The sequence below is a fragment of the Pseudomonas costantinii genome (assembly GCF_001870435.1).
In the GTDB taxonomy this organism is placed as follows: Bacteria; Pseudomonadota; Gammaproteobacteria; order Pseudomonadales; family Pseudomonadaceae; genus Aquipseudomonas; species Aquipseudomonas costantinii.
In genome coordinates, this window is sequence record NZ_MDDR01000033.1 from 15,774 (window position 1) to 34,297 (window position 18,524).

Sequence of the window (18,524 nt, forward strand, 5' to 3'; positions counted from 1 at the left end):
GGTCTACCCCTTCGGATGCATCAGGCGTGGGTTGCTGGCGATCGACAACACGTCAGCCCCGGTATTGAGCAGGATGTAAGTGGCGGCAAAGATCAGGCTGCACGCCTGTACCACCGGGATGTCGCGCTTGGACACCGAGTCCACCAGCAACTGACCCAGGCCTGGGTACACAAACACCACTTCAACCACCACCACGCCTACCACCAAGTACGCCAGGTTCAGCGCCACCACGTTGACGATCGGCGCCAGTGCGTTGGGCAGTGCGTGGCGCCAGATGATCCGTGACTGGCTGATACCCTTGAGTCGGGCCATTTCGATATAGGGGCTGGCCAGCAGGTTGATCAGGGACGCGCGGGTCATGCGCATCATCTGCGCGATCACCACCAGGCTCAGGGTGGCGACCGGCAGTACCGAACGTTCTAGGATCGTGCCGAAGGAAGCATCCGGCGCCAGGTTGGACAGACTGGGGAACCACGCCAGTTTCACCGAAAACACCAGAATCAGCAGGTAGGCGACAAAAAACTCCGGGAATGACACCGCGCTCAGTGCCGAGGTGTTGAGCAAGCGGTCAAACCAACTGTTGCGATACAGCGCCGCCAGCATCCCGAGCACCAGTGCCGTGGGTACCGAAACCAATGCAGCCAATGCGGCCAGCCTCAGCGTGTTGCCCAACCGCGCCCCGATCAGCTCGGCAATCGGCCGCTGGTTCGCCAACGAAGCGCCCAGATCGCCGTGCAGCAGGCGCAACAGCCATTGCGCAAAGCGGGTCAGCGGCGGCAGATCCAAACCCAACTGCGCGCGAAACGCCGCCACGGTTTCCGGCGTAGCGGACTGGCCGAGCATGGCCTGGGCAATATCGCCCGGCAGCATGCCCACGGCGAGGAAGATGATGACCGACACGGCGAACAGCGACAGCACGCCGAGGGCCAGGCGTTGGAGGACCAGTTTTAACAGGCTATTCATGGACGTATATCTCCTGACCGGACATGTTCCAGAAACCTCCCACATTTTTGATCTTCATCATCTGAACGATCTCTATGCCTGCCACCACCGTTCGATCAACCGCAAGCCATCCAACTCGCCATAAGGCGCGGTCAGCGGCCCGTGGTTGACCCGGTTCGAACGCGCGGCCACGGAGCTGGCGAACAGCGGCACAATCGCCCCGCCGTCATCCCGGCACAGGGCCTGCATTTCGTTGTACATTTCCTGGCGCAACGGCGCGTTCATCTCGCCTCGGGCGGCGGTCAGCAGTTGGTTGAAGCGCGGGTTGTCCCAGTGGGTTTCGTTCCACGCCGCACCCTTTGCATAGCCAATGCTGAACATGCGGTCGGCGGTCAGGCTGCTGTACCAGAACGAGGTGGTGAACGGCTGCTTCATCCATACATTGGAGAAGTACCCATCCGCCGGTTCGCGCACCACATCGATATCGATACCCGCCTGGCGCGCCTGCTCCTTAAACAGCACCGAGGCATCCACCGCGCCGGTGTAGGCAGCGTCGGACGCTTGCAAGCGAACCTTGAGCGACTCCACCCCAGCTTTGCGCAGGTAAAAGCGCGACTTGTCCGGATCGTAGACGCGCTGCTCAAGAGCGGCGTTGATAAAGCGACTGCCGGGCTGGATCGGGTGATCGTTGCCCACCAGACCGTAACCATGCAGCACCGAAGCCAGCAAGGTTTCGCGGTTGATAGCGTGCTTCATCGCCATACGAATATCGTTGTTCTTGAACTCGTTGCTGTCGCACAGCATCGGGAAGGTGTAATGCTGGGCGCCCTTCGTTTCCTCGATCACAAGACCTGGGTTGCGCTTGAGCAACGCCACGGTTTTCAGATCAACCTTGTTGATCACATCCACTTGCCCGGTGACCAGCGCATTGACCCGTGCAGCGCCGTCGGCAATGGCCAGCAGCTCGGCGCTGGCGAAATGCGCGCGGCCGGGCTTCCAGTAATCAGGGTTACGCTCCAGGTCCATGCGCACACCAGGCTCGAAACCTTTCAGGCGATAGCCGCTGGTGCCCACGCCAGCCTGCCAATCAGCCGCGCCGTCCTTGGACGGCATGATCACCAAGTGGTAATCGGCGACCACATAGGCAAAGTCGGCGTTGCCTGAGTGAAGCTCGAACACCACCGCGTCACTGCCTTTGGCGCTGACGCTGGCGACATCACCCAACACGGTCTTGGCCGCCGAGGTGGAGTCTTTGCTCAGGTGGTGGTTAATCGAAGCCACCACGTCATCGGCGGTGAGGCTCTTGCCGTTGTGGAAGGTCACGCCCTGGCGCAACGTGAAGGTCCAGACCCGCGCATCCGGCGTAGATTCAAAGCGTTCGGCGAGCTCGGGAATAGCGCTGCCATCGACGGCAATTTCCGTCAGCGTGTTGTACACCGCCGAGAACCCGACAAAGGTAAAGGTATCGACCCAGGAACCCGGATCGCGTGAATCGGTGGTGCTGCCACCGGCCAGGCCCAGGCGCAGCACGCCGCCGGGTTTGGGCGTCGTTTCTTCGGCGAAGGCGTGCAACGGCAAGCCCATGGAAAACGCTGCCGCCACCGCACCGGCCACGGCGCTGTGTTTGAGGAAGTCCCGTCGGTGCATCGCTTGAGTCATTTTGTTGTTGTTTTCGCTCATGGTCTTGCTCCTCTAAAGGTCAACAGGCACAGGCATGCTTCAACTCGATCAAGGTCACGCCATTGCGTTTGAAGCCGTTGCGCAAGTCCGTCTGCAATTCATCCAGGTTCTGCGGTTGGTTGACCGTGCAGCCGAACGCCCGGGCGAACAGGCCGAAGTCCGGGTTGCGTGGCAGCACGCCGATGGGTTCGATATCCAGGCTCAGCATGTCGTCGCGGATCTGGCCGAGGGCGTCGTTGTTCCACAGCAGCACCACCAGCGGGCTGTCCAGCTCTTCGACGGCGGTCGCCAGTTCCTGTGCGGTGTAGAGAAAACCGCCATCGCCCACCAGCACCAACCCCGGCCGCAGCGGCGCGCCGAACTTAGCGCCGATGCCCGCGGGCAGGCCGTAACCCAAGGTGCCGTAACCGGTGGGGTGCAGCCAGCTGCGAGGGGCACGACTTTGGTAGGCGTAGTTGCCGGTGTAGGCCAGTTGGGTCATGTCGCTGCTGATAAAGGCGTTGGCCGGCAGTTCAGCCTCGATGCGGTCGAGAATGGCTTGGTGGATTGACTGCAATGGGCCGTGCCCCAACTCAATCGACTGAAGCAATGCCGTAACTTTCTGGATCGCCGATTCAGCGTTACGCGGTGCGCACGACAGACGCTCCAACAAGGCCACAACCGTCTGATTGGCATCGCCGTGCAGCGCCACCGCACACGGGTAAAAATCATTGAATTTACGCGGGTCGATATCCACCCGCAGCAGTTCGCCGTTGAGGGGCAAACGCTCGCGCCAGTAATCGGTGTCGGCCATCTCCGTGCCCACCGCCAGCACCACATCCGCTTCGCTGATCAGTTGCCAGCCGGGTTCGACGCAGAGGGTTGAACCGGCATTCAGCGGGTCATTGATCGGCAACAAACCCTTACCCGCCACACTGGTGAAAAACGGTGCCGCCAACTGCGTACTCAAGCGCTGTAACGCTTCGCCCGCGGCCAGCGCACCGCCACCGGCGATGATCATGGGGCGTTTGGCGGCCGAGAGTTTGGCCGCGGCCTGGTCCAACACGTCGGCCGATGGCAGGCCACGCCCTGGGCGCCGCACCACGTCATGGCTCCAGTCCCGCTTGATCGGCGCCGCCAACACATCCAGCGGTACCGAAATATGCACTGGCCGTGGCCGCTCGCTGTCGAATACCGCGTAGGCACGGGCGATCAACTCAGGCAAATCCTCGGCACTTAATGCCACCGCCGAAAACGCGGTGATGGGTGCGGTAATCGCGCGCTGGTCCTGGGTCTCATGCAAGATGCCCCAGCCCTTGCCAAGGCTGGCAGTGCTGTTGACGCTGGAGATCACCAGCATCGGGATCGAGTCGGCGTAGGCTTGGCCGATAGCGGTTGCGGCATTGGTTACGCCGGGGCCGGTGATTACAAAGCACACTCCCGGCTTGCCACTGACCCGCGCATAACCGTCGGCCATAAAGCCGGCGCCCTGTTCGTGACGGGTCAGCACATGGCGAATGCCGCTGCCGGGCAGGCCGCGATACAGCTCCAGGGTGTGCACGCCCGGAATGCCGAACACCGTGTCGACGCCGTAGTTGGCCAGCAGTCGCACCAGGGCCTGGCCGCCGGTCATCGTTTTATCTTGCATGCTCATCTCCTAGACGAATCAATGCATCGACCGCCGTGGCGCCTCGGGCATTGACCAACAATGGGTTCACATCCAGTTCCAACAACTGTCCGGCGTTGGCGCAGGCGTAATCGGCCACCGCGCGGATGGCCGCCACCAGCGCGTCCATATCCGCCACCTCGCGCCCACGAAAACCTTGCAGCAAGGCGGCGCTGCGCAGGCTGAGCAAGGCGTTGCGGATGGCAGCATCGGTGGTGGGCAGCAACAGGCTGCGACTGTCCTTGAGCAGTTCCACCAGAATGCCGCCAGCGCCAATCACCAGGGCCAGGCCGAAATCGTTCTCGCGTTTGATGCCCACGATCAACTCGGCCAAGGGTGGTGTAGCCATGGACTCCAGCAGCAATTGATCAAAGACGACGCCTGGCGCATACGCGGCGATGTGCTCACGCATTTGCTCAAGTGCGGTGGTCAGGGCGACGCCGTTTTTCAGGTTCAGCGCCACCGCACCGGCTTCGGTTTTATGCGGTAAATCGGCGCTGACGGCCTTGAGCACCAGTGGATAACCCAAGGCTTCTGCATCGGCAATCGCTCGTTCCGGCGTGCTCAGCACACCGGCTGGGGTTGTTAAGCCAAAGGCACGCAACGACTGTTTGGACGCCCATTCATCCAGGGCCACGCCTTGACCATCCAGCGCTTGCGGACACAACGGCGCGAGGATCGACTCACCCCGTTCCAGCAATACACGACGATTGTTTTGATAGTCGGCAATCCGCCCCCAAGCCGCCAGCGCATCTTCCACACCTTGCAGCGCGGCAATGCCCTGAGCATGCAAACGCTCACGGGCGTGGGCCGGCAGTAATTCGGGGAAGGCTGAGGTCACGAAACCGGTCTTGCCATGCCGGGTCAGCGCGTCGCAGAACAACTCCAGCAACAAGTCGCACTCCTTGCGCTCACCGGTAAAGGGCGCAGGGTAATCCAGCACCAGCATGGCGGCATCGGCGTCGGTGCGCAGAGCGGTGTCGAGCATGGCATTGAGCGCTTCTCGGTCGCCCCAGATGGCAGTGGTGAAGTCCAGCGGGTTGACCAGGTTGGCGTAGCTAGGCAACACCTGCGCCAGTTCGCCGCGTTGGTCTTCATCGAGTTTGGGCAAGCCGAGGTGGTTGCGCTCGGCGTAGTCGGCAATCAGCCCGGCATCACCGCCTGAGCAGGCCAGGGCAATCAGGCTTTTACCCGCCGGAAGATTGCCACAGGCGGCAGCCTTCAACGTTTCAACGAAACTCACCGGCCCGCTGACGCGAATCACACCCAACCTTGCAAACAGACTGTCGTACAACGCATCTGAGCCGGACAACGAACTGGTGTGACTCAAGGCCAACTCGGCGCCGATTTGCGAGACGCCGGTTTTCAACGCGATGATCGGGATGCCCTTCTCCAGCGCCTTGTGCGCCGCGCGGGCAAAACCCGGCACATTCTTCAAACCTTCCAAGTGCAAACCGATGGCGGTGACGCGCGGCTCATCGAGCAACACATCCATCAACTCGGCAACCCCCAGTTGCGCCTGGTTGCCGACCGAAGCCATGTAGGCCACCGGCAGCGAACGGTCGCTCATCGACAGGTTGTAGGCGAAGTTGCCGCTCTGGGTCAGCACTGCCACGCCCTTCTCTACCGCCTTGCCGCCATGGGCCACCGGCCACAGCGCCGAGCTGTGCAGGTAGTCCAGCAAGCCGTAGCAGTTGGGGCCGAGCAAGGCCATATCCCCCGCTGCTTTTAGCAATTGCTGTTGCAAGGCTGCACCGCTGGCGCCGGTTTCAGCGAACCCCGAGGCATAGCAAATCGCGCCGCCGCTGCCGATAGCAGCCAGTTCTGCCACGCAGATCAACGTCAGCTCGCGGTTGGTGGCGATAAATACTGCATCCGGCCCGCACGGCAAATCGGCGACGCAGCGTACACAGGGGATGCCGTCGAGGCTGTCATGTTGCGGGTTGACCAGCCACATTTGTCCGTCATAACCACCCTCGGCGCAGCGCTTGAGGGCGCGGGCCATGCTGCGTCCGCCGACAAAAGCCAAGTGCCGGGGCGCCAGCAGGCGCTTGAGGTTGTCGCGAATAGCCTGGGACATAAGCGTTCTCCGCGCTGATCAGCGCAACAGCGGCCGTAGCAATTCACGGGCGATGATGTGGCGCTGGATTTCCGAAGTGCCTTCCCAGATCCGTTCGATCCGCGCGTTGCGCCAGATGCGCTCTACCGGTCCTTCGTCCATCAGGCCCATGCCACCGAAAATCTGTACGGCCTCATCGGCAACTTTGCCCAAGGTTTCACTGGCAAACAGCTTGGCCATGCCCGCCTCGCCGTCGGTCATGCTGCCCTGGTCCATCTTCCAGGCGGTGTGCAGGGTCAATAGCTCGGCGGCGCGAATCTGCGTGGCCATGTCGGCCAGCTTGAAGCTCACGCCTTGATAGGTGCCGATGGGTTGGCCGAATTGCTTGCGATCCGCCGCCCATTGCAGCGACACATCCAACGCACGCTGGGCCTGGCCGACGCAGTTGGCGGCGACCATTACGCGGCCGGCGGTGAGCCAGGCGTTGGCGACGTCCCAGCCCTTGCCGACTTCGCCGAGGACCTTGGACGCGGGTACGCGACAGTCATCGAAGAACATTTCATACGTGTGATAACCACGGTTACTCACGCACTTGGGACCGCGGCGGATGGTCATGCCCGGGGTGCCACGGTCGACCAGAAACGAGGTCACCGCATTGCGCTGCCGGCCGTTGTGTTCATAGGTGTCGGTGACGGCAAACACGATGGCGAAATCAGCGTGCCCGGCATGGCTGATAAAGTGCTTGCTGCCGTTGATCACGAAGTCATCGCCGCTGCGCACAGCGCGGGTCTTGATCGCGTTTGCGTCGGAACCGGCGCCCGGTTCGGTCAGGGCAAAACAGTCGATTTTCCGGCCCTGGATACAGGGCAACAAGTAGTCCTCAATCTGCGCCCCAGTGCAGGCCATCAGGATTTTTGACGGCCGTGCGACAAACACATGCAACGCCCACGAGACCTTGGACAACTCCCGCTCGATCAGCGCCTGGGACAGGTAATCCAGGCCGCCGCCACCGACCTCTTCCGGCATGTTGAAGGCATAGAAACCGGCGGCGATCGCCTTGTCACGAATCTGCGCAGCAAGCTGCGGCGAGACCTCATCCGCGCGGTCCACCGCCTCCTCGTGAGGCAACAATTCCTTGGCAACAAAACTGCGTACCGCGTCCACCAACATGTCTTGTTCTTGGCTGAGTTGGAAATTCATGGCGCTACCTGTTCGGAGGTTTTTTTGTTATTTGCCGCAGAAGTTCGGAAGGCGTTTTTCCATGGCCGCGCGCAACGCTTCAGCACCGTCGGCACTGCGTCCACACAACAGCCCAGCGGCCAGCTCGGCCTGCAGTTGTTCGGGCAGGCTGCGCGCGGCGCCTTCACGGATCAGGGTTTTGGTCTGGGCGAAGGCGAAGGTCGGGCCATTGGCCAGACGCGCGGCCAACTCATGGGTATGGGCGTGCAGTTGCTCGTCGCTGATCACTTCGCCGACAAGCCCGGCAGCCAATGCTCGGTCGGCACTCCACAACTCGTCGAGGAACAGCAAACGCTTGGCTTGCTCACTGCCGATCAAACGCGGCAAGTGCCAACTGGCACCGGCGTCCGGCGAGTAGGCCATGCTGGTGTAACCGGCCTTGAAGCGCGCTGATTGGGCGGCGATTCGCAGGTCGCAACACAAGGTCAGGTCCATGCCGGCGCCGACGGCGGTGCCGTTGATTGCGGCAATCGTGGGTTTGTCGAGTGTGTGCAGGCGGGTCATCAAGGCGTGGGCGGTTTCGGTCCAGCCATAAGTTTCCAAGGCGCCGCGCGCTTCAGCATCGGCCCATTCGGCAAGGTCGGCACCCGAGCAAAAGCTGCGACCACTGCCGGTCAACACCACCACGCGCACGGCGGGATCGACGTTGAAAGCGTCGAGCAACGTATGCAAATGCTTGAGGGTCGGGATGTCCAGTGCATTGCGTTGCGGACCACGGTTAAGGGTGATCCAGGCAACGCCTGCTTGCACTTGAGTGAGCACGGGCGAATCGGTAGTCATGGCTTCCTCGAATTATTTTAATTGGCTTGAGGGGTGCGACATGGCGAGATACTAAACGAGTGTTCAGCAAGGAGGCAATCGGCAAACTGCAAATATTTTCAGAAGGGAATGCCGACCTGAACATTGCGCTCAGGCGGCGAGAAAAGGCTCAGGGTTTGAGCAGGTAACGCTGGCGACCGCCGCCCTGCAGGCCATCGACCCAGGCTTCGCAAATCTGAATGCCCTGTTCCGGCGTGAAGGTGCCGGGGTTGAGCCCCGACTCCAACCACAGCCCGTCAAGCAAGGCGCTCAAGCCAATGGCCGCAAGGTCAGCGTCGAACTGCTTCCAGCCCTCCTCCTTGGCCATGTCCGTCAGAGCCGAGCGCATGATGGTGCGGTACTCGCCATAGGAGTGCTCGTGGGCCAGGTTGATTGCGGGCGCGGTCTTGACCGCACCCCAGAACACCAGCCAGGCGTCCAGCAGTTGCGGGTCGAGCAATTCGGCAGAAAACGAGCCACGGAACAACGCCGACAACCGCTCCCGAGGATCCGGAGGTGCCTTGGCCATGGTCTCGCGCAACAGGCGCATGACCTGACCGGTGATCGAGCGATAAGCCTCGGCCACCAGTTCATCCTTGCCCGAATAGTGATGACTGATCAGCCCTACCGACACCCCGGCCTCGGCGCTGATCTTGCGAATCGACGCACCCTGAAAGCCGTCACGCTTGAGGCAGGTGAGTGTCGCCTTGACCAGATTGGCCTTACGCAATTCCGGTTCCATCCGAGAAAAACGGGATTCCTGGGTCATACGGCGATTTCCTGCGATTGAGTCGGCAGCCCGACTCTACATCAGTCGCGGTAACCCGGCGACACTCGATCCAGCATCCGCAGCAATGCCGCCCATGCCAACTGCATGGCATCCAGGTCAACCAACTCGCCCTCCTCCAACGGTCGGCCAGGGTTGTTGAATTGTTGTTCGGTGTAGGTGCAGACCTCAGCAGACGGCAACACCAGTTTGCCGCAGGCCTGGGCGGCGATCTGGATGTCGCAAGCTTTTTCCAGGTAATACATGCGCAGGAACGCCTGGCTGACCGTCTCACCCACCGTCAGTAATCCGTGGTTGCGCAGCATCAGCACAGGCTTGTCGCCCAGGTCGCTCACCAACCGGCGCTGCTCATCCATGTCCAGGGCCACGCCTTCGTAATCGTGGTAAGCAACCTTGCCGTAGAACTCCATCGAGATCTGGTTGACCGGCAACAGGCCGCACTCCAGCGCCGCGACCGCGCACCCCGCACGGGTGTGGGTGTGCAGCACGCACTGGGCATCTTCACGCGCACCGTGGATCGCACTGTGGATGACAAAACCCGCCGGGTTAACCGCATAAGGCGAAGCTTCTACCGCACGCCCATCCAGGCCGATTTTGACCAGACTGGAAGCAGTGATTTCATCGAACATCAGCCCGTAGGGATTGATCAGGAAGTGATGTTCCGGCCCAGGAATGCGCACCGAGATATGGGTAAAAATCAGGTCACTCATGCGGAAATGGGCAATCAATCGATAGCACGCCGCAAGCTCTTCACGCAGTTGCTGTTCAGTGGAGCGAGTCATTTTTACTCTCCAGGCACGGGTCGGTGAAGGCGACGCTAATCCAGGCACCAGTAAAAAAACAAGTTGATTTTTTACTGGCGCTCGCCTCCTATAGAAAAATAACAATAACAGCGCCTGGAGTATCCGCACCATGCCGCACCCTGCCTTCCCCCATCTGTTCGAGCCCCTGCAACTGCGGGGAAAACGCCTGAAAAACCGCATCATGTCCAGCGGGCATGACACCTCGATGCCCACCGACAACCGGGTCAACCCACAGTTGATCGCCTATCACCGTGCGCGGGCTGAAGGCGGTGTGGGGCTGATTGTGCTGCAGGTTGCCGGGGTGCATGACAGCGCGCGGTACACCTCCCATGTGCTGATGGCCACCGACGATGCCTGCATCGACGGCTACCGCGAATTGGCTGAAACCTGCCATGCCCACGGCACCGTGGTGCTGTCACAGATCTTTCATCCGGGGCGGGAAATCATGGAGTCGGCAGACGGTTTGCTGGCGGTGGCGTACTCGGCTTCGGGAGTACCGAACGAGCGGTTTCGGGTGATGCCTCGGGCGCTTGATCAAGCGATGATCGATGAGATCGTTACGGGTTACGCGGGGGCGGCCAGACGCCTGCATCAGGCCGGGATTGACGGGGTGGAAGTGGTTGCCAGCCATGGGTATCTGCCGGCGCAGTTTCTCAATCCGCGGGTCAATCGGCGTACCGATGGGTATAACGGCGAGCTTGAGCAGCGCCTGCGTTTTCTAAGGGAAATCATCGCGGCGGTCAGGGTCGCAACCGATGAACACTTCATCATCGGCCTGCGCATTTCTGCCGATGAGCGCGATGCCGAGGGTCTCACCGAAAGCGAGTCCCTGGAAGCCGTAAAAAACCTGCAAACACAGCTGGACTATGTGCACATAGTCGCCGGTACATCAGCGTCTTTGGGGGGCGCGATCCATATCGTGCCGCCCATGGCGATCGCGGCGGCGTACCTCGCGGATGAGGCGGCTACGTTCAAGGCCAGCCTGTCGATTCCGCTATTTGTCACGGGTCGGATAAACCAGCCTCAGGAGGCCGAGCTTATCCTGGAAAGGGGCCAGGCCGACGTGTGCGGCATGACCCGCGCCCTGATTTGCGACCCGCTGATGCCCGCCAAAACCCTTGGTGGCCGCGCCGAAGATGTACGGGCGTGCATTGCCTGCAACCAGGCGTGCATCGGGCATTTTCATAAGGGGTTGCCGATCTCCTGCATTCAGCATCCCGAGACCGGTCGCGAATTGACCTTCGGCCACGTGCAATCGGCATTAAAGCGGCGGCGAATCATGGTGGTCGGCGGTGGCCCGGCCGGTATGAAAGCCGCGGCTGTGGCCGCGCAACGTGGGCATCAGGTGACGCTGTACGAGGCCAGCGGGCAATTGGGTGGGCAAGTGTTGTTGGCGCAATTGCTGCCACGGCGCAGCGAGTTCGGCGGCGCCAGTACCAACCTGCAGCGCGAGATGGAACTGGCTGGGGTTCGTGTGGTGTGCAACACCCGAGTCGACCGTGCCCTCGTGGAACAGGCGCAACCGGATCACGTCATCATCGCCACCGGCGCCGAGCCCTACTGGCCAGCTTTCGAACGAGGCGGTGAGCTGCAAGTGGTGGACGCCTGGCAGGTGTTGCGTGATCAAGTCACGCTTGGGCGTTCAGTGGTCGTCGTCGACTGGCGTTGCGACTGGATCGGTCCAGGCATTGCCGAACGGTTGGTGCGTGCGGGTCACCCAGTTCAGTTGGCGGTCAACGGCACCCACTGTGGTGAAAACCTGCCGATGTATGTGCGCGACCAACTGGCCGGCGAGCTGCACCGGCTGGGCATCCCGATCATTCCCTATGCCCGCCTCTACGGCTGCGATGACACCGCGGTCTACCTGCAACACACCGCCAGTGGCGAGCCGATATTGCTGGAAAATGTCGACAGCCTGGTGTTGTGCCAAGGGCACCAGCCGGTAGACACTCTGGGCGCGGAGTTGCAGGGGCTGGTGCCTTTTGATCGCATCGGCGACTGCCTGGCCCCGCGCACCGCCGAAGAGGCGATTTACGAAGGACTCAAGGTAGCGTGGAATCTTTGACAGACCAACCCCAGCAACTGTTTCTCGGCACGCGTATCCGCGGTTTGCGTAAAGCGCGCGGCATGACCCTGACTGACCTGGCGCAGATGAGTGAGTTGACCGCCGGCTATCTCAGCCAGTTGGAGCGAAACCTGGCGTACCCGTCGATTCCGGCACTGTTCAATATCGCCCGCAGCCTGGGGGTAACTCTCCAGTGGTTCTTCGCCAGCGAGAGCGTCCCTGCGCCCGAGGATGAAGGCTACATCGTGCGCAAGGGTAATCGCCAAAGCATCCGCTATGAAGACGGCATCGTCGATCAACTGCTGACACCACTGCCCAACCACCAACTGGAAATGCTGCAATCCAGCTTTCCGCCCGGCACCTACAGCCAGCAAAGCTATAGCCATGAAGGCGAAGAAGCGGGATACGTGTTGCGTGGCCAGTTTGAGTTGTGGGTAGGTGAGCGGCATTTTCTACTGGATGAAGGCGATAGTTTCAGCTTTGCCAGCAGTGAACCGCATCGGTATGGCAACCCGGGCAAAGTGGAAACGGTGGTGATTTGGGTGATTACGCCGCCGACGTTTTAAGCCGCTGACTGCGCCATTCGTGACTTGCGGTAAAAAGTCCTTTTCGGGTTCGACGGTTTTTCCGAAAGAACGACGGGTGGATACTCAACGCCATTGTTCATCCCCTTCCGGAGTTACTGATGTCTATCCCTACCCAAAACATCCCCGCCTTCGGCCTCGGCACCTTTCGCCTGCAAGGCCAGGTGGTGATCGACTCCGTGAGCACTGGCCTGGAACTGGGTTACCGCGTCATAGACACCGCGCAGATCTATGAGAACGAAGCCGACGTCGGCCAGGCCATTGCCGACAGCGGTGTGCCGCGCGATGAGCTGTTCATCACCAGCAAAATCTGGATCGCCAACTTCGCCGAAGGTCAGTTGATTCCAAGCCTGCGTGAAAGCCTGCGCAAACTGCAGACCGACTACCTGGACCTGACGCTGATCCACTGGCCATCGCCGGAAGATCAAGTACCTGTCGCCGAGTTCATGGGGCAGTTACTGGAAGCCAAGCGCCTGGGGCTGACACGTCAGATCGGCATCTCCAACTTCACCCTCGCCCTGATGAAGCAGGCCATTGCAGCGGTGGGCGCGGAGAACATTGCGACCAACCAGATCGAACTGCACCCTTACCTGCAAAACCAGAAAGTCGTGGATTTCGCCACCGCCAACGGCATCCAGATCACCTCGTACATGACACTGGCCTACGGTGAAGTATTGAAAGACCCGGTGATCCTGCAGATCGCCGAACGCCACCAGGCCACCCCGGCACAAGTCACGCTGGCCTGGGCCATGCAACTGGGCTATGCGGTAATCCCCTCGTCGACCAAACGCGCCAACCTGGAGAGCAACCTCAATGCCCTGCAACTGACCTTGAGCGCTGCCGACATGGCGCAGATTGCCAGCCTGGAACGCGGCCATCGCTTGACCAGCCCCAAGGGCATCGCGCCGAAATGGGACTAACCCCCGGCCATAGGCGTGCGGGATAACTCCCGCAGCCACGGTAACACCCGCAGGCCACGGGAGGCCTCGGGTGGGTCGATGATGTCCATGAAATGTTCGAGGTTGACGTTGTCCGGTACGCCGGGCAAACGCACCAGCACCGTCGGCATTGCACCGGCAGGTGCGCCCAGGTCCAGGTGGTCGTATACCAGCACATGGCGCACTTGGGGCAGCAACCCGCTGGCATCGGCTGACAGCCCCGCATTGATGATCAGCACATCAAATGGCTCGGCCGGGATGGCGGTGAGAATCTGCACTTCTTCGAACGTTTGCACCGGCACAATCCGGTGATACCCCAACTGGTTGAGCATTTTTTCGATGTACAAACGCTGAAGGTGCTGTTCATCGGCAATCAGGATGGTCAGTGCTTTATTCGGCATGGCAAATCCCTGGGCAGGCTGTGCTCGTCAGTGAGCGTGGCCCATTCTCCAGACATACCCCGAAGACAAAATCAGGCTTGTTCCCCCTTCATGTAGGAACTCTCCCAAATCCGCCGAATGGCCATCAACCACAATCAAGGCTGATTGCAATAAACACTCAGTCCGGAATGCAGGTCGTCAATCGCCTTGCCTAGCGCTTCAACCGCCATGCCCAAGGCATTGCGCTCCTGCCCTTGACAGACACCCTCCAGTATTTCGCAACAGGCTATCAGCGCCTCGGCCTTGACCATTCGCGCCCCGCCTTTGGCTCGGTGGGCGAGGTCATACAGCGCGTAAAAATTGACCTGATGTTGCAGCGACGAAAGAAGCGCACGATCAGCTTCCAGACTGTCGAGCAGGGGTATCAAAAGCTCCTTGAGCGCGGCATGATCGTCCCCGGTCAGCGCAATTAGCGCACTCAAATCAAACGCCACCTCAACTTCAGATACAGCGAAACTGGCCGTGAGCGAAGCCAAGGCCGACCGCAAGTCATCAAGCCCGGCAGGTTTGAACAGGCAGCCATCCATGCCCGCTTGTCGACAGCGTTCGGTTTCTTCCGGCTGCGCATTGGCGGTAAACCCCAGTAGCAAGCACGGTACCAAACCTCTTTCACGCTCTTGCGCCCGGATATCACGCGCCAAGGCATAGCCATCCTTGAGGGGCATGTTGCAATCGGTGATCACCACATCAGGATACCCGGTTTTCCAGAGTTCAAGCCCCTGGACACCCTCTTCGGCAGTGGTGATACGGTGCCCCAGAAAGCTCAATTGCCGGGCCAGCAGCAAGCGGTTGGCCGGGTAGTCATCCACCACCAGGATCTCCAATACACGGGACGGCTGAACAGATGAGACCGGTAATGAAACCTCGACCGGCAACGCAGCCACCTTGGCCAGGGTCAACGTCACATCTACCCGCGTCCCCTGCCCGAGCACGCTGCTCAAATGCAGATTGCCTCCCATCATTTCACACAGATTGCGGCTGATCACCAACCCTAACCCCGACCCGCTACGCGCCGACTGCTCGGTATTACTGCCCTGAATAAACGGGTTGAACAGGCGCTGCTGGTCTTCAGCGCTAATGCCCACGCCGGTGTCTTCCACCCTTAACTTGATGTTCAGCTGCCCTGTGTCTGATGCCCCCTCCCCGATCAACCGCACCTGACCTCTGGTTGTGAACTTGATGGCATTGCTCAGCAAGTTGGAAACCACCTGTTTGAGCCGCAACGGGTCAATCAACACCGGGCAATCAAACTGCGGATCAAGTTCTACCTGCAGCACCAGGCCCTTGGCTCGCGCCAACCCCTCAAACACCCGCGCCACCGACATCAGCAGCTCATACAGGTTGGCCGATTCAAGGGCCAGGGACAGGTGGCCGGACTCGATCCGGGCAATATCAAGAATATCGCCAATCAACTCCAGCATGCCGTGGGACGCCACCGAAGCAACCTCCAAGGCATCGCGATCGGGGCGCCCCTGTTCGGCATTTGCAAGGGCCAGTTCAATCATGCCGATCACCGCATTCATAGGCGTGCGGATTTCGTGACTCATGGTCGCCAGAAACGTAGTCTTGGCGCGGTTGGCGGCGTCGGCTTCCTCCTTGGCTTCCTGCAATTGCCCCAATAACTGCTGGCGTTCGCTCACGTCCACCCAGCCACCAATCAGGCCCACGACCGTTTCATTGCCATTACGGTACGGCAGTGCCCAGTGGTAAATGATATATACCTTGCCGCTGGGCACCTTGAGTACCCGGTCATGAATCAGCGGCTCATCACTGGCCATCAGCTGCATGTAATCATTATGGAAGGACCGGGCCTGCGGGGTGTTGCCGGTATCGGTTTCTACCACTGTCTTGCCAATCACGTCCTCAAGTTTAAAGCCAAACACATCCAGGTAAGCGCTGTTGCAGGCCATCAGCCGCCCCTGGCGATTACGCACGTAAATCGGATGGGGCGTACCGTTGATCAATGCGCTCATAAAACTCATCTGGTCGCTCAAGGCCCGTTCGGCCTCGGCACGTTTGCGTATCAGCCTGCGCAGGTAAATAGCCCAAGCCAGGGTAATCAGCAGCAATAGTGCCGCTAAGCCAAACCCTTGAATAATTGCACTGCGATGGCGTAGCCAATGGTCTTCGGTGACCACATCAGTGCGCCATGGGCTGATCAACTCATCCATTTCCTGGGGTGGAATACTCAGCAACGCCTTGTCCAGTATCGAATACAACTCCAACTGACCACGGTTGACCCCGAACGTCATGCGTGCGGGTTCAGAACCGACGGTGCTGCTCACTCGTAGACGATCACGGTACTGAAGAGCGATCAGGTAACGCGCATTGATCAACGAATTGACGGCCCCATCAGCGTCGCCATTGGCTACCAACGCCATGACTTGCACAGGGTTGTTAGCCTCTACAAAGTTGATTCCAGGGTAGTCACGATTGATCACCTCACGCAACGCACTGCCGCTGTTCACCGCAAGGCGCTTACCCACCATGTCCTCCAACGTCATCGTACCGGGATCGTCGACACGGGTGACCAGCACAAACGGAGTGCTCAGATACGGTCGGGTAAAGCGCACCTGGTCGGAGCCCTCGATGCTGGGGGTCACCACGGCCATCATATCCGCCCTGCCCGCACTGACCGCGTCAATCTGCTGAGGCATCGATCCTGCCGGAACAAGGTCGAACTTCAATCCAGTACGCAGGCTGATGCGCGACAAGACGTCGGCACTCAGACCTTCTTGTTGCCCTTGTGCATTAAAGGATGACAAAGGCAGCATCTGGTCGGATGCCGCAACCTTGACCCGAGGGTGTTTCTCCAGCCAACGCTGCTCGCCCGCACTCAAGTGCAACCGCTCGGCACCGAGAAAGCCGAGATTACCTCCACTCCAACGGCGCAGTATCTCCATCTGTTCATTAGCTGGAATAACCTTTAACGCATTATTGACGATGCGCCGTAGCCGAGTGTTATCCCGAGAAAATGCGAAGGCGAAGGGATTGGCCTCCAATGTGGAAAAATCGGCTATCCGCACATTGTTGAGGTGATTGCGGTTGATCTGATAGTTGGCGGTGATAGCGTCTCCGAGATAGACATCGGCGCGGCCAAATGCCACGGCGCCGATGGCTTCGAAAATAGAGGCAAACAGCACCAGATGGGCATCGGGGTAGAAGGCCTCAACGACCTTGGGTGGCATGTAGTGATACAGCATCGCCACGCGTTTACCTGCCAGATCGACACTCAATGCCTGGGTGTCGCCTGTGCGGGTTACCAGGACCGGTTGATCATTGGCGTAGGATCGGGACAGGATTAATTGCGGGTCGTCCGCTTCAAAACCGTTGGCCGACCCCAGGAAGTCAATTGCGCCGCTCTTTAGCGCCTCAATCACCTCATCACGGGTATCGTAGCGCCAAACTTCGATGTCGATGTTCAACGCCTGCGCAATCATTCGCGCATAATCGGGCGTTATACCTTCAATTTCGCCATTGTTATTGGTCTGTTCGAAGGGGGCGTAATCAGGAAGGGAAAACCCCAGCCGCAACGTGCGTCGCTCACGCAGCCAGTGCCAGTCAGCCTCCTCCAGCACTGCGGTTTTGCCATTAATGCTGGAGTGCCCCAACAAACGTAGGGTGTGGGGCTCATCAAGGGCCGTCGCCACCATCGGGAGCAAGCCCATCAGCAGGGTAATGATGAGCCGTCGAATCTGAGCTGTGGTCATTTCGAATCAGATCAGACCATTACGCTGGGCGAACTTGGCCAAATGCACCACGGAAACAATGTTCAGCTTCTCTTTGAGCCGCGTCTTATAGGTGCTGATGGTCTTGTGACTCAGTAACATCAGCTCTGCAATTTCGTTATTGCTCCGCCCCAGGGCCAGCATCCGCAACACCTCTATCTCACGATCCGAAAGCGACTCCGTCAACTGAAGTTCCGTGACCTGCAAGTCATCACGGCGCACCGAACTGCTTGGCAAGCTGGGAAAGCAACTGTAGTTGGACATGACAGCCTTGATCGCCTTTTGCAGCTCGTCCAACTCCGCCGTCTTGGTCACAAACCCCTTGGCACCCGCACGCATACAGCGTGCGGAAAAAACCTCCGGAAGTGCCCCCGTCAATACCAAAACCTTACACGGCAGGCCCAAAGCGTTGACTCGGCTGATGACCTCCAGCCCGCCCAGCTTCGGGATTGCAAGGTCAAGAATGATCAAGGCCGGACGACCCTCTCTAGCTTTCTGCACAGCATCGGCACCATTCGCCGCTTCATCGATATCAGTGAAGCCTTCCAGCTTCAGCAAATGCCGTACGGTAGCTCGGATAAACGAGTGATCATCGACTATTAACGCAGATAACTCTTTACTCATAAAACTCCCCTGAGAGGACAGATACCCTTGCACATCACATGGGACACAGGTACCTGTGAGAAATGACAGTTCCGACGAGCGGCACTGCCCCACTCAGGACTATAGTCAGGCTGTGCCTGGTCCCTTCGATTGAAAAACATGTCAAACACGTACAGCCAAACCTTTGCCGCCGGCTAGCTGGAAGCGCGCAAC

14 protein-coding genes are annotated in these 18,524 nt (G+C 59.8%); 3 read left to right on the top strand and 11 right to left on the bottom strand.

Annotated elements, in window-relative coordinates:
- Nucleotides 1–3 precede the first annotated feature (3 nt).
- The 8 genes from BFL40_RS33760 to BFL40_RS15250 form a co-directional block, all read right to left on the bottom strand.
- Complete coding sequence (locus BFL40_RS33760) at nt 4–963, bottom strand: ABC transporter permease (protein WP_071484772.1); 960 nt, start codon at nt 961–963, stop codon at nt 4–6.
- 72 nt (nt 964–1,035) lie between these two features.
- On the bottom strand, nt 1,036–2,622 hold the full coding sequence (locus tag BFL40_RS15220) for an ABC transporter substrate-binding protein (RefSeq protein WP_071484773.1): 1,587 nt from the start codon (nt 2,620–2,622) through the stop codon (nt 1,036–1,038).
- Between the two features lie 19 nt (nt 2,623–2,641).
- On the bottom strand, nt 2,642–4,249 hold the full coding sequence (locus BFL40_RS15225) for a 5-guanidino-2-oxopentanoate decarboxylase (protein ID WP_071484774.1): 1,608 nt from the start codon (nt 4,247–4,249) through the stop codon (nt 2,642–2,644).
- Nucleotides 4,239–6,347: an acetate--CoA ligase family protein gene (locus BFL40_RS15230; protein WP_071484775.1), complete on the bottom strand. Its 2,109-nt coding sequence runs from the start codon at nt 6,345–6,347 to the stop codon at nt 4,239–4,241. Before BFL40_RS15230 ends, BFL40_RS15225 begins: the two co-directional genes overlap by 11 nt.
- A gap of 18 nt (nt 6,348–6,365) precedes the next feature.
- Nucleotides 6,366–7,526 carry an acyl-CoA dehydrogenase family protein gene (locus BFL40_RS15235; RefSeq protein ID WP_071484776.1) on the bottom strand — a complete coding sequence of 387 codons (1,161 nt, stop codon included), beginning with the start codon at nt 7,524–7,526 and terminating at the stop codon, nt 6,366–6,368.
- Nucleotides 7,527–7,553: 27 nt separating this feature from the next.
- Entirely contained in the window at nt 7,554–8,345 is a 792-nt protein-coding gene (locus BFL40_RS15240) for an enoyl-CoA hydratase/isomerase family protein (protein ID WP_071484777.1), read from the bottom strand.
- Nucleotides 8,346–8,493: 148 nt separating this feature from the next.
- The gene (locus BFL40_RS15245) at nt 8,494–9,132 is read right to left on the bottom strand and encodes a TetR family transcriptional regulator C-terminal domain-containing protein (RefSeq protein WP_071484778.1); all 639 of its coding nucleotides are present in this window, start codon (nt 9,130–9,132) and stop codon (nt 8,494–8,496) included.
- A gap of 41 nt (nt 9,133–9,173) precedes the next feature.
- On the bottom strand, nt 9,174–9,932 hold the full coding sequence (locus BFL40_RS15250; protein WP_071484779.1) for a class II aldolase/adducin family protein: 759 nt from the start codon (nt 9,930–9,932) through the stop codon (nt 9,174–9,176).
- A gap of 130 nt (nt 9,933–10,062) precedes the next feature.
- On the opposite strand from BFL40_RS15250, the gene BFL40_RS15255 reads away from it, so the two are divergent.
- The 3 genes from BFL40_RS15255 to dkgB all read left to right on the top strand — a co-directional run bounded on the left by BFL40_RS15255 (nt 10,063) and on the right by dkgB (nt 13,522).
- Nucleotides 10,063–12,018 carry an oxidoreductase gene (locus BFL40_RS15255; protein WP_071484780.1) on the top strand — a complete coding sequence of 652 codons (1,956 nt, stop codon included), beginning with the start codon at nt 10,063–10,065 and terminating at the stop codon, nt 12,016–12,018.
- On the top strand, nt 12,015–12,584 hold the full coding sequence (locus BFL40_RS15260; RefSeq protein WP_174555615.1) for a cupin domain-containing protein: 570 nt from the start codon (nt 12,015–12,017) through the stop codon (nt 12,582–12,584). The genes BFL40_RS15255 and BFL40_RS15260 overlap by 4 nt, the downstream gene beginning before the upstream one ends.
- Nucleotides 12,585–12,703: 119 nt before the next feature.
- A complete protein-coding gene (dkgB, locus tag BFL40_RS15265; protein WP_071484782.1) occupies nt 12,704–13,522 on the top strand; it encodes a 2,5-didehydrogluconate reductase DkgB in 819 nt (272 codons plus the stop codon).
- Here dkgB and BFL40_RS15270 read toward each other — a convergent pair.
- The 3 genes from BFL40_RS15270 to BFL40_RS15280 all read right to left on the bottom strand — a co-directional run bounded on the left by BFL40_RS15270 (nt 13,519) and on the right by BFL40_RS15280 (nt 18,332).
- A complete protein-coding gene (locus tag BFL40_RS15270; RefSeq protein ID WP_071484783.1) occupies nt 13,519–13,941 on the bottom strand; it encodes an ANTAR domain-containing protein in 423 nt (140 codons plus the stop codon). The genes dkgB and BFL40_RS15270 overlap by 4 nt on opposite strands.
- 134 nt (nt 13,942–14,075) lie before the next feature.
- Nucleotides 14,076–17,690 (bottom strand): transporter substrate-binding domain-containing protein, encoded by a 3,615-nt coding sequence (locus BFL40_RS15275; protein ID WP_071484784.1) that lies wholly within the window; start codon nt 17,688–17,690, stop codon nt 14,076–14,078.
- A gap of 6 nt (nt 17,691–17,696) precedes the next feature.
- The gene (locus BFL40_RS15280; protein ID WP_071484785.1) at nt 17,697–18,332 is read right to left on the bottom strand and encodes a response regulator transcription factor; all 636 of its coding nucleotides are present in this window, start codon (nt 18,330–18,332) and stop codon (nt 17,697–17,699) included.
- Nucleotides 18,333–18,524 lie beyond the last annotated feature (192 nt).

Bases quoted from the DNA above. Each gene is read 5' to 3' on its own strand.
- BFL40_RS15245 (WP_071484778.1), bottom strand. From the start codon at position 9,132: ATGACCCAGGAATCCCGTTTTTCTCGGATGGAACCGGAATTGCGTAAG.
- BFL40_RS15240 (WP_071484777.1), bottom strand. From the start codon at position 8,345: ATGACTACCGATTCGCCCGTGCTCACTCAAGTGCAAGCAGGCGTTGCC.
- BFL40_RS15275 (WP_071484784.1), bottom strand. From the start codon at position 17,690: ATGACCACAGCTCAGATTCGACGGCTCATCATTACCCTGCTGATGGGC.
- BFL40_RS15225 (WP_071484774.1), bottom strand. From the start codon at position 4,249: ATGCAAGATAAAACGATGACCGGCGGCCAGGCCCTGGTGCGACTGCTG.
- BFL40_RS15235 (WP_071484776.1), bottom strand. From the start codon at position 7,526: ATGAATTTCCAACTCAGCCAAGAACAAGACATGTTGGTGGACGCGGTA.
- BFL40_RS15250 (WP_071484779.1), bottom strand. From the start codon at position 9,932: ATGACTCGCTCCACTGAACAGCAACTGCGTGAAGAGCTTGCGGCGTGC.
- BFL40_RS33760 (WP_071484772.1), bottom strand. From the start codon at position 963: ATGAATAGCCTGTTAAAACTGGTCCTCCAACGCCTGGCCCTCGGCGTG.
- BFL40_RS15280 (WP_071484785.1), bottom strand. From the start codon at position 18,332: ATGAGTAAAGAGTTATCTGCGTTAATAGTCGATGATCACTCGTTTATC.
- BFL40_RS15270 (WP_071484783.1), bottom strand. From the start codon at position 13,941: ATGCCGAATAAAGCACTGACCATCCTGATTGCCGATGAACAGCACCTT.
- BFL40_RS15220 (WP_071484773.1), bottom strand. From the start codon at position 2,622: ATGAGCGAAAACAACAACAAAATGACTCAAGCGATGCACCGACGGGAC.
- BFL40_RS15255 (WP_071484780.1), top strand. From the start codon at position 10,063: ATGCCGCACCCTGCCTTCCCCCATCTGTTCGAGCCCCTGCAACTGCGG.
- dkgB (WP_071484782.1), top strand. From the start codon at position 12,704: ATGTCTATCCCTACCCAAAACATCCCCGCCTTCGGCCTCGGCACCTTT.
- BFL40_RS15230 (WP_071484775.1), bottom strand. From the start codon at position 6,347: ATGTCCCAGGCTATTCGCGACAACCTCAAGCGCCTGCTGGCGCCCCGG.